Origin of the sequence: Streptomyces sp. NBC_00224, from assembly GCF_041435195.1 — a bacterium.
In the GTDB taxonomy this organism is placed as follows: Bacteria; Actinomycetota; Actinomycetes; order Streptomycetales; family Streptomycetaceae; genus Streptomyces.
On record NZ_CP108106.1, the window covers coordinates 37567 to 51001 of the forward strand.

Annotated in this window: 15 protein-coding genes; 9 read left to right on the top strand and 6 right to left on the bottom strand. The window is 69.8% G+C overall.

What is annotated here, in order from left to right:
• Window positions 1–148: 148 nt before the first annotated feature.
• The 4 genes from OG965_RS00210 to OG965_RS00225 all read left to right on the top strand — a co-directional run bounded on the left by OG965_RS00210 (window position 149) and on the right by OG965_RS00225 (window position 2579).
• A complete protein-coding gene (locus tag OG965_RS00210) occupies window positions 149–277 on the top strand; it encodes a hypothetical protein (protein WP_371647828.1) in 129 nt (42 codons plus the stop codon).
• 56 nt (window positions 278–333) lie between these two features.
• Entirely contained in the window at window positions 334–1392 is a 1059-nt protein-coding gene (locus OG965_RS00215) for a phosphoadenosine phosphosulfate reductase (protein ID WP_371647830.1), read from the top strand.
• A 17-nt stretch (window positions 1393–1409) separates the two neighbouring features.
• Window positions 1410–1751 carry a hypothetical protein gene (locus OG965_RS00220; RefSeq protein ID WP_371647832.1) on the top strand — a complete coding sequence of 114 codons (342 nt, stop codon included), beginning with the start codon at window positions 1410–1412 and terminating at the stop codon, window positions 1749–1751.
• Between the two features lie 123 nt (window positions 1752–1874).
• Window positions 1875–2579, top strand: a complete 705-nt coding sequence (locus OG965_RS00225) for a hypothetical protein (protein WP_371647834.1) — start codon at window positions 1875–1877, stop codon at window positions 2577–2579.
• A gap of 508 nt (window positions 2580–3087) precedes the next feature.
• Here OG965_RS00225 and OG965_RS00230 read toward each other — a convergent pair.
• Window positions 3088–3816, bottom strand: coding sequence for a hypothetical protein (locus tag OG965_RS00230; RefSeq protein ID WP_371647836.1), 729 nt, complete (start codon window positions 3814–3816; stop codon window positions 3088–3090).
• Window positions 3817–4161: 345 nt separating this feature from the next.
• On the opposite strand from OG965_RS00230, the gene OG965_RS00235 reads away from it, so the two are divergent.
• Entirely contained in the window at window positions 4162–4551 is a 390-nt protein-coding gene (locus OG965_RS00235) for a hypothetical protein (protein WP_371647838.1), read from the top strand.
• 75 nt (window positions 4552–4626) lie between these two features.
• Here OG965_RS00235 and OG965_RS00240 read toward each other — a convergent pair whose 3' ends face one another.
• The 5 genes from OG965_RS00240 to OG965_RS00260 form a co-directional block, all read right to left on the bottom strand.
• Complete coding sequence (locus OG965_RS00240) at window positions 4627–5742, bottom strand: methyltransferase domain-containing protein (RefSeq protein WP_371647840.1); 1116 nt, start codon at window positions 5740–5742, stop codon at window positions 4627–4629.
• 62 nt (window positions 5743–5804) lie between these two features.
• Entirely contained in the window at window positions 5805–5933 is a 129-nt protein-coding gene (locus tag OG965_RS00245; protein WP_371647842.1) for a hypothetical protein, read from the bottom strand.
• Window positions 5934–6057: 124 nt separating this feature from the next.
• Window positions 6058–6489 carry a hypothetical protein gene (locus OG965_RS00250; RefSeq protein WP_371647844.1) on the bottom strand — a complete coding sequence of 144 codons (432 nt, stop codon included), beginning with the start codon at window positions 6487–6489 and terminating at the stop codon, window positions 6058–6060.
• 108 nt (window positions 6490–6597) lie between these two features.
• Window positions 6598–7131, bottom strand: a complete 534-nt coding sequence (locus OG965_RS00255) for a group II intron maturase-specific domain-containing protein (RefSeq protein ID WP_371647846.1) — start codon at window positions 7129–7131, stop codon at window positions 6598–6600.
• Window positions 7132–8097: 966 nt separating this feature from the next.
• Entirely contained in the window at window positions 8098–8505 is a 408-nt protein-coding gene (locus OG965_RS00260) for a hypothetical protein (RefSeq protein WP_371647847.1), read from the bottom strand.
• Between the two features lie 350 nt (window positions 8506–8855).
• Here OG965_RS00260 and OG965_RS00265 point away from each other — a divergent pair, with 350 nt between their 5' ends.
• The 4 genes from OG965_RS00265 to OG965_RS00280 are packed head-to-tail and all read left to right on the top strand — an operon-like array spanning window position 8856 to window position 13403.
• Window positions 8856–9794: a conjugal transfer protein gene (locus OG965_RS00265; protein WP_371647849.1), complete on the top strand. Its 939-nt coding sequence runs from the start codon at window positions 8856–8858 to the stop codon at window positions 9792–9794.
• Window positions 9791–10132 (top strand): hypothetical protein, encoded by a 342-nt coding sequence (locus tag OG965_RS00270; RefSeq protein ID WP_371647851.1) that lies wholly within the window; start codon window positions 9791–9793, stop codon window positions 10130–10132. The genes OG965_RS00265 and OG965_RS00270 overlap by 4 nt, the downstream gene beginning before the upstream one ends.
• A complete protein-coding gene (locus tag OG965_RS00275; protein WP_371647853.1) occupies window positions 10129–10707 on the top strand; it encodes a hypothetical protein in 579 nt (192 codons plus the stop codon). Before OG965_RS00270 ends, OG965_RS00275 begins: the two co-directional genes overlap by 4 nt.
• Window positions 10704–13403: an ATP-binding protein gene (locus tag OG965_RS00280; protein WP_371647855.1), complete on the top strand. Its 2700-nt coding sequence runs from the start codon at window positions 10704–10706 to the stop codon at window positions 13401–13403. Before OG965_RS00275 ends, OG965_RS00280 begins: the two co-directional genes overlap by 4 nt.
• The last annotated feature ends 32 nt before the right edge of the window (window positions 13404–13435 follow it).

Sequence of the window (13435 nt, forward strand, 5' to 3'; positions counted from 1 at the left end):
CGAGCACCCGCTCCCGCGCCTCCAAGTCCTCCCAGCCAGGGACGGGTCGGCCTCCGACAGGATCGCCCCCGTCACCAACCCAGAAAAGCCCCCATTCGTACGCCACTTGACTCCCTCAGCCGCAACACGACATGAGGCAACACAGCGTATGTCCACAGAACACCGCTTCGTGTTCCGGCTCGGCCGGGCCCGCCGCGAACGGGAGGAGATCGGCATCGGTCTGCCCGTCGTGCGGCCGTACCCCAAGCGGGCCGACTCCCAACCACCAGCAATGTGAGCCGCCGCCCTTCCCCTCCCCTCTCACCAGCCACCCATGGCCACCATGGAGCCGACATGCCTGCGCGCCCCGTCAACCACCCCTCCAGCACACCCGATCTCTCGTCCTATGACCTGCTCGCTCCCCAGCTGTCCGGCGGCAAGGACAGCGCGGCCATGATGGCCGTGTTCATGGACGCCGCCCAGGCCGCCGGGGTGGAAACCCGGGTGATCTCCTACCACTCCAGCCTCGGCGCCCTGGAATGGCCCCCCGTCGTCTTCGACGGCACCCGCTACCCGGGCGTGTCCGAGCTCGCCGCCCTGCACAGCGCCGCCTTCGGGCTACCTCCCGACCGGCACCTGGAGGTCACCCGCACGATGGCCGGCCCCGACGGCACGCGGATGCCGCGCGCACTGCTGACCGAGATCGCGGCGTACGGGCGCTTCCCACGCCTGGGCAGCCCGTACTGCCGCAAGAGCGCCAAGGAGAGCGTGGTCTCCAGCGCCTGGACACCGATCGTCCGCCGCCTGCGGCGCGAGCTCGGCCGACCGGTGCGGATTCTCAAGGTCATGGGGCTGCGCAGCGACGAGGGGCCCGACCGAAGGAAGCGTGCGGCCTGGCGCACCGTGCAGGCCAACGGCGCACGCGTCGTGGACGAGTGGCTGCCCATCAAGGACTGGCCGACCGCCGCGGTCAAGGCCTGGCACAGCGACGCGAACGTGCCCTATAGCTGGACCTACGACTCGGTGCCCGGCGCGGGCGACTGGTCCGGCACCTCCCGCTGCTCCTGCTCACTCTGCGTCTTCGCTGCCCGCCGCGACGTGCTGCTGGCTGTCGCCCGGCGGCCGCGGCTGGCCGACCTGTACGCCGAAGTCGAGCAAGCACGGGGGGACAGCTTCCGGCCCGACTGGCGCATCACCGACCTCATCCGCCACGCCCGAACCTGCGAGGCCCCCGAACCCGGCGTCGTCTGCCCGGACGACGGACCAGAGTTCACCTCCCTCCAGCAGCAGGTCCGCACCGCACTCAACAGCACGCCCCGCAAACAGCCCGACCTGGCCCGGCACACCCAGCACACGCCATGCGACGGCTGCTCCCCCAGGCGACCTCCCGCAATCCCCCGCACTCCGGGGTGAAAGGCATACTGCTGTCGATGACGACGACCACGCAGCGCATTCTCGACCTCGCCGCAGCCGCACCGGCCCGCCACGGCGAGGACCTGGAGCTGCTCCTGCGCGAAGCGAGCGGGCTGTACGAGCAGGGCTTCGCCGACCTGCGCGACCGCTTGACGGCCCGCTTCGCCAAGACGCCCGGCCGTGATCTGCTGGCAACCGCGACGGCGGCTGGCATGCCGTGCGACGCGGACCAGGACCGCGACGAGCTGATCCTGCTGCTCGCCCTGGCCGAGTGGGCGATGACGCCGGCGGCCCTGGCCTATACGCAGATGGCCGAAGACGCGGCCCGCCGCGGTGTGTGCCTGATCCCCGAGCCATAGCGCCCTCCCGAGGCTGCCTGGGAAAACCTGGGCAGCGCACTGGACCCCCACCTTCACTCCTGCCATTATGTGAGTTGTGAGCCGGACGGGCCGGCCCGCCTCCGACCGGACGGAAGCCGTGCCATGACCTCGCGCCGCGCGCCTCGCCTGGCCGACGCTGCCGAGATCGCGGCCGAACAGGGCCTCACCCCCGCACGGATCAGCAGCCTCTACAACGACCGCGCTGAAAACGGCTTCCCCGAGATCGCCGGCATGCGCGGGCGCGCCCGCCTTTGGGACCACGCACAGGTCACCGACTGGTTCACCAAGCGGCCGCAGGCACGACTGCGCAAGCACACCCCGCCCGCCCATGACCCGCAGGACCTGCTGAACGCCGCCGATTCCTCAAGGTTCCTGGGCTACAAGAACCCCAACCAGGTCACCACCTTCGTCCGCGACCACCCCGGCTACTTCCCCGACCCGGACGTCGTCGAAGAACTCGGCACCCCCGAACACCCCTACCTCCGACAGTGGTGGCGCGTGCAGACCCTCCTGGACTGGATGGCCACCCGGCCCGGCCGCGGCAAGCGCACCGGCGCCCAGCGCACCGCACCCGCACTGCCCGACGTCCCCCGCGACGGCGACCCCAACGAGCTCCTGGGAGCGACGCAAGCCGCGGCACTGCTGGGATTCAAGAGCGTCAACTCCTTCTCCAGCAGCCTCTCCCAGGGCAACCTGCCCCTGCTGGAAACCCCCGACGCGATCACCGACAAGGGCGGGCGCCGTCAGTGGAAACGCAAGCGGCTCCTCGCGCAGGACGCCCAGCGACGGGGCAGAACCCAGCAGTGAGCACATCTGTGCCCACTCCCCCCTAGACGCGGCACCCGGTTACGGGCCGTTGGTCCCTTGCGGGCCGGATGCCGCACGATGGCCGGCACGGCGCGGCTCGCCACCACGCCCCGCAGCAGCCCCGGCTGCTGCGGACCGGCCATCCCCCTCGCTGACGGTGGATTTCAGTCAGTGGGCCGTGCTTCCGCTCAGCTCACCGCCGTGGCCCGGCTAGCGTGGGGTGTGCCGGGTGCGGACGTTCCCCCGTCGCCCGCACCCGGCGTCCGGTGCCCACACCGGCCTCTTTGATCTCGGATGCCGAACGTGCGTCAGGCCTGTCAGGCGAGTGCCCCCCAGGTGTCCGCGCCTGCCGGATATCTGGCGTTATGCAGACGAGTGGGGCACGTACGGGATGAGCCAGCCGCCCACCTTTGCGGATCCGAGAAGAAGTTCCGCGACCTCATGGAATCCGCACGAGCTCCGGCACCCGCCAGCAGCGACATGGCGCCACTGCTGGCGAGGCATTAGGTCATCGGGCGCTTGCGCGCTCCAGCGCGGCGGCAGCCGCACGGGCGATGTCCGGACTGGCGAGGATCGCCGCGGTCACGTCGTCGGCTGTGGGCCCGGCCGCCTGGGCCGGCAGGACGACGCACGTCCGGCTCTCCAGCTCATCGAGGAAGGCGATGCACTCATCGAATTCGACAATGCCCTCCGTCAGGTCAGGGTCAGTCGGTTCATCGGATTCGGCAGCGTCCTGCGTCAGGTTGCGGGCAGTCAGTTCGACGCACAGACCGGTGAGCGCTGTACGCAGGCTCGACAGGACTGTTTTCATCTCCTGCGGCTTCCTGGCGGTGGCCAGGCTCGGGTACTTCTTCGTCGGCTGGTACGCCTCGCTCAGGCGCCGTGCGACGACTTGGACGCAGGAGGCCGTCTCGTAGAGCAACTCGTCGGGGTTGCCGAGGGCGAAGAGGGGGCTGTAGGCACGGCCATCCGCGTCCTTCGCCATCTGATTGCCGATGCCCAGGGCCCGCATTCCGTGGACCTGGGCCAGCAGGTTGACCGCGTGGACCAGCGTGCGGCTCGCGTCCGTGATGGACTGGACCATGCGGCGCACGGTGCCCTGGCGCTCTTTGGCGGTGGTCTCCTTCTCCTCTGCCGTCAGGGCCTGGTGCTCGGCCCCCAGACTCTCGAAGGCCGCCACGAGTCCCATCGCGACGGTACGGAGGTGATCACCTTCGGCGCAGGGCTGCTCGGTCATCGCAGGCCTTCCGGTTCGTTGATGCGACGCAAGCTCGCCGTGCCGCACGCGGTGACGCGCCAGATGGTCGCGCCGTCGCATACAACGGGTCAAAGGCCGAAGGGACACGCGGCACGGGAGGCTGCGCCCCCCGAGTTACCTTTCTCGTGGCTCCGCAATGCCGACGTCCCCTTCGCGATGCTCCGCGACGGGACCTTATACAAGCCGGAACCGGCTGCGGCCAGGTGAGGAGTCCAGACCGCTCGGTCAGTCCTCCGGCCGAAGCCGCTGACGAGCGGCCTTAGGTCGCTGGTCATAGTCAGGCGCGAACAGATCAGGAAGCGCCAGGGGTGCGATGATTCGTTCGTGGTGACAGATGACGAGTGGGCTCGGATTCGGAAGAACCTGCGCTTCGGACAGGTCTTCGAGGGAACGGTGGTGAAGGTTCCCCGACCTGGTGCGATCGGGATCTTCGTGGATATCGGCCTGAGCGTCGGAGGCTTCGTCGACGTCTTGCTGCTACCGGAGGAGAGCGAGGCATGGCCGGTGGAAGGCACCGTTGCCGATTTCGAAATCTGGTGGGCTGACAGCCGTCAACAGATCCGGCTGAAGCCGACCGATGCCCGGTATCTGCGGAACGACTTCACGAATTTCGTCGAAGGGTGGCGTCCCAGTTGGTCATCCGACGTAGGCCAGCCCGTTCGCGATCCGGGACCTCCGACCCTCGACGAGCTGCAGTCCGCGTTTTCGCTCTGACAGGCCGCGGCCAGTTGACCTCCCCACAGGTCAAGCAGAGCGTGACACACAGCCTCTTCTAGCCGCCGTCCCCGGTCAGGGACGGCCAGCGAAGGCGGGCAGAGGCTCACTCGGGGCTCGCAGCCACGTGTGCTGGCCGTGGCAGTCAACGGTCAGGCCGAGCTGGCCGAGGCCCGGCTCGCCGTGGTCGCGCCACCAGGCATGAGCGCGCTCGGCCTCATCCCACAGCCGGCGGTCGCCGTACTGGTAGACCGTGGACGGTGCTTCGTCGCCGTCGTCGCGGAAGAGGACACAGGCCCACGACCGGTCCGCGCCGAGTCCGCACAGCCATACCGGACGGCGGCCGTCTTGCGGTGAGTCGAAGAGGACCGTGCAGGAGGGGATGAGGAGGCCGAGGACGAACCGGCCGATGTCCCACTCTGCTCCGAAGCTCTCGTTCAGCGTGAGCGTGGTGGTGCTCTGTTCTGCCTTCTCCCGGGATTCGGCGGTGACATAGTCCCCGTAGGCGGGTTCGGTCTGGCGCTGGGCTCGCAGGCTCATGAACTGCACCAGGCCGGTGAACAGCCCGCTCGCGCTCTGGCCGTCCTGGGAGAGGGTTAGCTGGGCGGTGGCCTCCAGGCGGGTGAAGGGGGTGCCCCAGGGCACCACGATCCGCCCGCCCGGCCGGCACTGCTCCAGCCAGGCGGCCGGGACGGTCCGTACACCGCAGGTGGCGACGATCCGGTCATACGGTGCCCCGGGCCGGTATCCGGCAAAGCCGTCCCCGCGCACCACGCTCACCCCACCCAGACCATGCCGCTCCAACGACATGCGGGCCATGTCGGCGAGAGCCGGGTCCACCTCAATCGTGGTCACCGCCCCGGCGCCGAGCCGTTGCGCCAGGAGTGCGGCATTCCAGCCCGTGCCGGTACCGACCTCCAGGACTCGCTGGCCGGGCCGCACATCGAGATCCTTCAGCATCGCGGCGACGACGGAGGGGGCGGACGCCGATGACGACGCCGTCCTCCCCTGCTCCAGCCCCTGGTGTGTGCCGTCGTCCCACTGCGTCACCAGCGGGTCAGCGGAGTCGGCCGCAGCAGTCCACCGTGCCGGCTCCACGCTCCGGTCGACCGCCGTGACCGTGCCCGTGGCCACGTGGTGCTGCCACACCACATCGGGCAGGAACCCCTCCCGCGGCAGTTCCTCGAACACCGGTCGCCATCCTGGCGACAGCGCACCATCCCCGGCGAGGCGTGCAACCAGCTCCCGCCAGCTCACTTGCCGTGTTTCCCGCCGCCACCCGGGGCACCACCATCCGTGGTGGGCGGCTCTTGCGGCGGGGTCCACGGCTGCCCCGGCAGCTTGTCGCCCTGACCGTCGTCCGGCTTCTCGTGATCGCCCACAGCAACTCCCCATGCCGACCTACAAGGCCCGTCACCATATTGGCAGGCGACTGCTCGGGACAGACCACGTTCAGGCCATGACCGCGAGCCTGGCCAGCGGCTGACCATGGATTGGCACCCGTCGCTAGAGCTCGTAGTCCTGCGCCAGCTCCTCCCAGCGAATGCTGCGCAGCACAAGGTCGGCGTCCTCGCCCGACGGAACCTCCAAGCTGGACTGGAACCAGACCATGGTGAGAGCGGAACGGTGCAGCACCGGGTCGAGTTCAGGGGCGACCGCTGTCGAGCGGAAGGCCCCGATGCAGGCCACGGAAGGCAGTACCTCAACGGGGCCGAAGGCCCTGGCGGTCTCGTCCGGGTACTCGCGGGAGGGGGCAACCAGATGGACCGGTGTGGAGGGAAACGCCCGCTCAGCCTGCCACTGGAGGCCTCTGACCTTCATGTCATTGATGGGCTTGCACGGGTAGCCCTCCAGCAACCCTCCGTACGTCGAGGACATGCCCAGCTCGGTGAGCTCGATTGAGCGTCCGGACGAGAGGGCTATGTGGCTCAGCGACATTGGTAGTTGGAGGCGCGGTGCTCCTTGCGGGCCCGTTTCCTCCGTCCCCTTTCAATCCGTGCGTGCGGTTTTCCCGCACACGGCTTACCGATGATCTTCTTGGTTGTGTTACGCGGTCTTCGGGTATCGGACCGTGCCGCGAAGGCGGTACAGCCCATGCCCGCGGAACCAGTCCCCAGTCCATTGCCTGATCTGTCCGGCGCGGAGGTTGCGACCTCTCTTCTTGACCATCAGGCCGAGAAGCCGCTTCTCCACGTAGGCGTCAACCTGGCGGAACTTGGTGGCTGCGTTGCCGGTCCGGAAGTAGCCGCCCCAGCCGCGCAGGACGGGGTTGATGTCCGCGATCACGTCACGGATGTCCGTCCCGCATCGGTTGCGGCCGGTTCGGTCCCGGACCTTCTCCCGGATGCGTTTCATCGCCCGCTGGGACGGCCATCGGTGCAGGTAGTAGCGCCGAACACGCTTCTGCTCCCACAGCTTTCCCGACATGCGGGCGCGAAAATGACATCCGAGGAAGTCGAAACCTTCCCGGCCCTCCCTGAGATCGATCACCTGGGTCTTGTCCGGATGCAGTTGCAGTCCGAGACCGCTTAAGATCTCGCGGGCCGTCTCCAGCGCCGCCTTGGGGGCGCCTGCCTCCATCGGGTTTGGGGATCTCCACGCGCCTGGCCGGCGCGGGGCGATAGGAGCCGTTTTGCAGGGCGTCACGGAGTTCGTCGAGGAACCGGTGTACTCCGTATCGCTCCACTTCCTCCAGGGTTACCCGATCCACCCCGGCGGCCCCACGGTTCTCACGCACACGCACCCATGCCCGCCACAGGACGTCACCCCGGTGGATACGGTCGAACAAGGCATGGAAGCGTCTGCCCGGAGACTGCTTTGCAGCAGCCCATAGCTTGCGTTGAAGTTCTCGCACGTTGTCTCGGACGGGTCCTCGTGCACACTGCGGGTGCCCGTCGTCGGGGTGGTTGGACCGGGCGGTCCCGGTCATGCCCTTGCGCTTACCCTCTTCGCCAGCGCGATCAAAGTGAGGGCCCTTCCCTCCCGGCGCGTTATGTTGCACGCCGATCGGCGGTACTACGACCCCCTCGGACTCCCGCTGCACTCCGGAGAACTTCACCATCGGCTTATATCTCCGGTCTCTGCCCTGACGACGGGCGCGCACAGACGGGTCTCTCCTGTTCCCCACCAGGCCATGAACACGTGCCACTCCCCTTACCCCGGGAGAACCCGACGGGCTGACCCCGGAACAGGGCCCGCCGGACATGGCCTTCGCCGTGACATGAGCGGCTCGGCTTCTCCATCGTGAGTGTGACGAGGCTGCAGGATTCGCTTGACGCTGCGGCCCGTGTTCTTGCTCCCTCCGAAGAGGCTCTTGACACCCCGCTCGGCCCGCCGGATCTCTCCGACGAGCTGGGGCCTGCTACCGGGCGCTCCGGTGCCTACCCGGGCGGGACTCGCACCCGCAGGTCTGATGGAGCTTTCAGGACGCACCATGCCGACACCCTACGTGCAAGATTCACTTCCGATACACGGCCCAGGAGTTCGACCAGTCCTCGAACATCCATGCCTCCCGAGCGACGCTCCTGCGGAATCCGGCCGGCGCCTTCACCCCTGCGCCGAAGCCCAGAAGTCAGCCCAGAGCCGGGAGCCTTCGGTGACCGACTCGACACCGGGCACGCCGTCGTCGTTGAGATCCTGCCAGCGGCGGGCTTCGGCGTCGGCCAGGAGATGCGCGGCCTGGGGTGAGGCGGCGGCGAACGCCGGGATGCGCTGGGCCTGGTGGCGAGCTTGTTCGGGGCTGTGGCCGCCGTCGGAGATGAGCCGCATGGCCCACAGCGCGCCATCCACCCACGGCGGCCCGACCGCTGCCCATGACCAGTCGATCAGGTGGGCGCGGTCGGTGCTGTCTACCGTGGTACTCCTGAGCCTGTGGAGGTCTGCGCAGCCAGGACGCGGCAGCGACGGCGCAACGCAGACCGGCCAGAGCCGACCATCTGCCGTGGTGGGGGTCATGGTGCGCCCCACCATGACCCCCACCACGCCCCTGTGAGGCTCGGCCCCATCCGGACTGCGCAACGGCGACGGCGCTTGGCACGTGTGACCGAATGCGCAGTCGGAGCCACGGTCCGCCCAGCAACTGCGCACGGCTCTCTTCTCGCATCACTGCCGCCACAGCACTTGTTGCCCCCGCCGGACGAAGCCCGCGCGGCGTGGTGGGGGCATGGGTGGGCCCCCATGAGCCCCACCACGGCTTTTGTGTCCTGTTCGTGACTGTGGTGGGGGTCTGGTGGTGGGTGGTGTGGTGGGGGTCGGCAGGTTTTCTCGAGGTCAGTAATCACCCATTCTGACCTGGGAGTTCGAACATGTCCTCTGGCATGCAGCAGGCCCCGCTGAGCGCGGCTGCTGCTCCGATGGCGGGGGGCGCGCGGCTGGAGGCGATGCGGCGGCGTGTCCGCCTCTCGCGCCTCGCCCTGTGGGGCGTTATAGCCTCCGGTCCCGTCGCCCTGGCGGTCGCCGTCGCCTCCAGCGCACCCACGGTGAAGACGGCCACCCCGGCGAGCCCCGCGCCGTCGCGCAGCACGACGACCGCCGCTTACGCGGCCCCAGCGGGCTTTGCGCAGCTGTTCGTCGGCGCGTGGCTGCGCAGCACGACGAGTGATCCGTCGAGTGCACAGGCGCGGCTTGCGCAGTCCATGGCGCCCGGCGTCGACTTGCCCGAGTCGGCGGGTGCGCAGTCGGCGCCCGCGTCGGTGACCGCGCTGCGCAGTGCGCAGCGCGCCAGGGGCATGTGGTCGGTGACGGTGGCCGCGCAGTACGCCGACGGCACGGTGCGCTACTACGCGGTCCCGGTTGCCGCCGATGCCTCAGGCTCCTCGTTCGCCGTGACCGGTGCGCCGGGTGTGGTGGCCGGACCGGGCCGGGCCGCGATGGCGAAGTCGCCGTACGGCGTGTCAGTCCCGGCCGGTGATCTGACTTCCGCCATCGGGCAGTTCCTCGGCGCCTACCTCACCGGGGCCGGCGAGGTCGAGCGTTACCTCGCACCGGGCGTGAAGTTGAGCGCTGTCTCCCCTGCCCCGTTCCAAGGGGCAACGGTGCAGCGGATATCCGCCGCCGAGACGGTAGCGGCAGCTGAGCGTGTTCCGGCGGACGGCACCACGGTCCGGGTCCTGGCGGCGGTGGAGGCCCGCGACCGCGTCGGCCGCTGGCCGCTGGCGTACGAACTGGCCCTCAAGGCCCGCTCTGGCCGCTGGGAGATCACGGCATTGGACTCCGGGACCGCCCAGGACGGGGGTGCCCGGTGAACACGGTGCACAGTCTGATGCTCGCGGGAGAGCTCAACGATCTCGGTGACAGCTGGATCAACATGTTCAAGGAGTGGGCGACCAAGGGCCTGCAGGCCGGCCTGGTCTGCCTGGTGGTCGTCATCATGATCCAGAAATTCAGTCTCAAGGCCGGGATCGGCGCCCTGCTGCTGATGATCATCGCGCTCGGGCTGTACAACTCGCGCGACAGCCTGGCGAAGATGTTCGAGGACGAGGTGAACAACCCCTCCAAGGGCGCCCCCTTCCCCGGCCTCGTCCAACAGGTCGACCCCACAGCGTCCCGCGCACATGCGCCGAGCGACGGAGGCTCGTTGTGAGCGCGACCGCCGGGCGGGTGGGTCGCTTCTACACCACGGCACGCCGCCACCCCTGGGTGCTGGGCAAGGTCGCCGACTGGCGAATCCCCCTCGGGCCGTACACCCCGGCGCAGATCACGGTCGCCGTCGGCGGCGGCCTGCTCCTGGTCAAGACCATCAGCTGGTGGTCGTGGATGGGGCCGGTGCCGATTGCGGCCTGGGTCCTGGCCGTCTGGACCGTACGCCGGCCGAAGATGAGGGGGCGCGCCCCGCTCCAGGCCGCCGTGGGATGGATGCTGCTCGGCTGGCAGCCGCGGGGCGGGCGGATCGGCGGGCGGGCCGCCCGCGACCGCGTGCCACGAGCGCTGCTCGGCGGCTTCAGCATCGAGGCCGGGTGCGCCCCGGTCGCATCGGCCGCGTCGCTGGGGGCGGCTCCGCCGTCCGCGCGGGCGCCCCGCCGGAGCAGGTCCGCACAACCTCCGTCTTCGCCCCACTCTCCGGTCCGGACCGCTTCTGCGGGTTCTCCAGCTCCGGTGCGGCCGGTGTCGGCTGTGCAGCAGTTGCTCGCACTCTCCGAGAGCGGGGGTGTGCGGTGAGGGTGCCGATCCGTCACATCGCCGGGCACCTGGTGTGGTCGACACAGGGCAGCGTCTGGGCCCTCTACCGCCTGCGCCCCGGTCCCGACACGCAAGGCCAGCACGCCGAGAGCGTCCAGGGCACCTACGTTCCCGCCGCGGTCCGCGACGAACAGCTGGCCCACGTCACCCACTTGGTCCGCTCGCTGTCCGGCAGCCCGCGTCTGTTCGGGCTGTGCGCTCAGGTGGACCCGGGGGAGGTCGCCCACAAGATGATCGAGGGCATCGAACCCTCCGGGCAAGGCCCCGATGCCGGGCCGCATCCGTGGGTGGAGACCATCGAGGCCACGCTGGACCTGCTGGACCAGGAGGAGATGCACCGCCGCACCCTGTGGCTGGCCGTGCCCCTGCGCACCGACGCCGCCCGGCTGCAGGTGTCGGCGCAGCTGGGCGCGGTGTGGGCGGAGATTTCTCCGAAGCTGGGCCTGCGCCCGGTGCCGGTGGCGCGGCGCGAGGTGATGGCGTATCGCGAGCAGGCCTCCCGGGTGGAGTCAGCGCTCGCCGGTGGGATCGCGTTGCGTCCGGCCCGTCCGGCGGAGGTCGTGTGGATGATCCAGCACGCCCTGCACCGCGGCCTGCCGGAGCCGCTGCTGGCCGAGGCCGAGAGCAGCGATCTGTGCAACGGGCAGATCCGCGATGGCGTGCTGCGGTCGCCCAGTTATGCCGACCTTGGCCAGGTCCGCCTGCACGAGGGCGGCATCGACCCGGTGCTCGACGACGCCAGCAAGCTCACGAACGCGGGCGGCCAGGTCACCCGCTCTGGCCGTGGGTCCTGGTGGCGGCTGAAGACGAGTTCGCCGCTGAGGCGGCGGTGGCTGCAGGTCGAGTCCGAGACGGGGGTGGGCTATCAGGCGCACCTCGCGCTGGCCGAGTGCCCGCCCGCGGTCAGCCAGGGTGCCGCGGATCTGTTCGCCCAGCTGGAGAGCCTCGACTTCCCTATCGACTACACCGTCGACCTCACGCTCGTGTCCGCGGAGAAGGCGCGTCAGCAGGTGCGCCGTAAGAAGACGGAGTTGATCGACCAGGCCGAGCAGTACGACGTCCGCCCGACCGGCATGCCCGCTTCCCTGCCGGATGCGGCCCGCGACCTGGGTGAGCTCGATGCGCGTCTGTCCCGCACGTCGGTCGAGGTGGAGGTGCAGTCGGTCACCGTGCTGAGCGTGTGGGGGCCCACCGCCGCCGTCTGCGACGCCCGCGCGCGAGCCCTGGCTGCCCTGCTCGGGGGTGCCGACTACCGGGCCGTGCGCCCAGCCGGCCTGCAAGAAGCCCTGTTCACGCTCGGCCTGCCGGGCACCGCCCGGCCGGGCCTGGTACGGGAGTTCACCCAGCACCAGGTCTCGGAGGACTGGGCCTTGAACGGGGCCCTCACTGTGAGCGAGGTCGGCGACCCGAACGGGATGTTCCTCGGCATCGACCTGGACTGCGGCACCACCCGCCCCGTCATGATCAATGTGGCGGATGCGCCCAAGGTCGACGCGTCCGCCTCGATGGGCATCGTCGGGGACCTGGGCGCGGGCAAGTCCGTGCTGCAGAAACTGATCGCGGAGGCGGTGTGGGCGCGCGGTGGCTGCGCCATCTGCATCGACCGCACCCCCGTACGCGAGTGGGCTACCTTCGCGCGCACCGCCACCGACGGCCGTGCCCAGATCATCGACGCCGCCGAAGCAGAGGTGTCCATCGACCCGCTGCGGATCTTCGGCGGGCCCGAGGGCCGCCACTACGCCTTGTCCTACCTCACTCTCCAGCTCGGCATCGGTCCCATGAGCACCAGCGGTGAAGTCCTCCACCACGCCGTCGAGCAGGCCGCCGCCAGCGACACCCCCTGCATGCAGCAGGTCGTGGGCGTCCTGGAACAGATGGCCACCACGGGGTCCGGTAAGCGGCAGGACGCGGCCGCCACGCTCGCCGGGCTGATCCGGGTCGTCGCCACCAACCCGCTGGCGCGGATGGTCTTCGATCCGACGTTGGCGCCGGTGCGCCTGGACGCGTCCAGCACCACCGACATGATCGTGATCACTACGGCCGGTCTGACGCTTCCCCCCAAGGCGGCGTTCGACAAGCCCGAGGTTCTGCACCAGCAGCCGCTGGAGGCGCTGATCGGCCGCGCGGTGCTCTACCTGATCGCAGCCCTCGCCCGCCAGACCGCGTTCGCGGACCCTGATCGGTTCACCGCGGTGGTGCTGGACGAGCTGTACTGGCTCACCTCCTCCGCCGAAGGCACCGCCCTGGTGCACGAGATCCTCCACGACGGCCGCAAACACGGCGCCGGCCTGCTCGGCGCCTCCCACGACGCCCTCGAACTGGGCCCCGACCGTGGCCTGATGGCCTACCGGGCTCTCGCCCGCACCGCGGATCGCGAGCGGGCCCGCCGGGGCCTCGAGTTCGTTGGGCTCGACCCCAACGACGATGCGCTGCTGCGGCTGGTCACCACCGGCCTGTCCCCCGTCGGCCATCAGGGCCGCGAAGGCGAGTTCCTGCTGGCCTGCCCAAGGCAGAACACCGGCCGCGTCAAAGCCGTCATTCCCCGCATCGCCCGCATCACCTCCTCCATCACCACCACACCCGGCGACCACCGCCCGGGGCCTGCCGCGCCGTCAACGCCGCAGCCACCCGACCCCCAGGCGACCGGCCCCCATCCGAAGGCGGCCTTCCAATGATCGCGTCGCCCTGGAGCCGCATCCGGGAGGGC